This window comes from Micrococcus terreus (genome assembly GCF_900116905.1).
Lineage (GTDB): Bacteria > Actinomycetota > Actinomycetes > Actinomycetales > Micrococcaceae > Citricoccus > Citricoccus terreus.
On sequence record NZ_FPCG01000029.1, the window covers coordinates 1 to 1,532 of the forward strand.

Genomic DNA, 1,532 nt, shown 5'->3' on the forward strand with positions numbered 1-1,532 from the left:
CCCTTCCTGGCAGGCTGGTTGTGAACCGGTTGGTTCCCTGATTGATGGAGCAGGTTCATGACTGTAATCATTCCGACCAAGGAGTTCTCCCCGGAGCAGCGGCGCCGGTTGGTGCTGGAGTATCTGGAGCGTCCTCATGGGACGAAGAGAGCGTTTTTGAAGGAGCAGGACATCTGCTTCGAGCAGTTGCGAAGATGGCAGGCGGCGTTGGCCGATGGTGACCTGGACAGGGGTCTGGTGCCTCGAAAGACTGGGGTGATGACCAGACGAGATGCCACGGAGATCCGCCGGCTTCAGGCCGAGGTTGATCGACTCAATGATCAGCTGGCTGCTGAGCGCAAGGCGGTGGATGCTCTGGGAAAAGCTATATCGGTCATGCACAGTCTTGGCGTGGCCGACGGCGCGGAGGACCAGACTGGGAGCCTGCCCAGCTCCAAGCCCACCAGCAGCTGATCGATCAGGAGCACCAGCTGATCGGCGAGCTGATGACCGCCGGGCGCTCCCAGCGGGCGGCTCTGGAGGTGATCGGGCTCTCTAAGAGTTCCTTTCACTACCGGTCCAAGCCGCGGGCGCCGGTGGCGGTTCCGGTGCTTCACCGGGACCGGCATCAGCCGGCAGCGCTGAGCCAACACGAACGGGATCAGATCTGCCAGCTGCTCGCCCAGGGTGCCAGGGAGGGGTTGAGCGTTGAGCAGATCCATCTGCGTCATCTCGACTCCGGTCCGGTGCTGGCCAGTTCAGCCACCTTCCATCGTCTGGCTTCCCAGATGGGATCGCCCGTGCTGGCTCGGCCGGTGCGGGCCCGACGGGCCCGCACCAGCACCGTGCCGCAGCTGATGGCCACTGGCCCTGATCAGGTGTACTGCTGGGACATCACCTTTCTGCCCGGGCTGATGCGGGGAGAACGGTATGCCTTGTACTCGGTGATCGATCTGTACTCACGCAAGATCGTCGGTCATACCGTCCAGTCCAGTGAGAACCATTTGATCGCCGCTCGGCTGCTCACCGGGGTGATCGAGGCCGCTGGTGGCACTGTGAGGGTCGTCCATTCGGATAACGGAGCGGCGATGACTTCGGCCTCTGTGGCCAAGACTCTGGCCGATCACGGGGTAGAACGATCTCTGATCCGCCCGGGAGTCAGTAACGACAACGCCTACATCGAGTCCTGGTTCGGCACCGTGAAGGGCTCCCAGCACTACCCCGGAGTCTTCCAAGACATCGACCACGCCCAGACCTGGGTCACGGACTGGGTCTGCTGGTACAACACCGAACACCGCCATTCCGCTCTGGCCGGATACACCCCAGCCTCCATGCACGACGGGAGCTGGACACAGCAGGCGGCGGCCCGGCAGCAAGCCATGCACGCTCACTACCGGGCACATCCACGCCGCTACCGCCAGGAACCAACCGTCCTGACCCCACCAGCTCGGGCCACGATCAATCTCGCCAACGACGGCTCCCGACTGAAGCTACCCCCGACCATTCACACCCTCATATCCCACTAACGGTTCACAACAGGTTGACACCCGTCG

At 63.0% G+C, this 1,532-nt stretch carries 2 protein-coding genes; both read left to right on the forward strand.

The genetic code is table 11. The annotated features are described in order from the left end of the window. Window positions 1–57: 57 nt before the first annotated feature. On the forward strand, window positions 58–453 hold the full coding sequence (locus BM355_RS13975; RefSeq protein WP_091699763.1) for a hypothetical protein: 396 nt from the start codon (window positions 58–60) through the stop codon (window positions 451–453). Window positions 454–485: 32 nt separating this feature from the next. Further along, window positions 486–1,505 carry an IS3 family transposase gene (locus BM355_RS13980; RefSeq protein WP_091699765.1) on the forward strand — a complete coding sequence of 340 codons (1,020 nt, stop codon included), beginning with the start codon at window positions 486–488 and terminating at the stop codon, window positions 1,503–1,505. Window positions 1,506–1,532 lie beyond the last annotated feature (27 nt).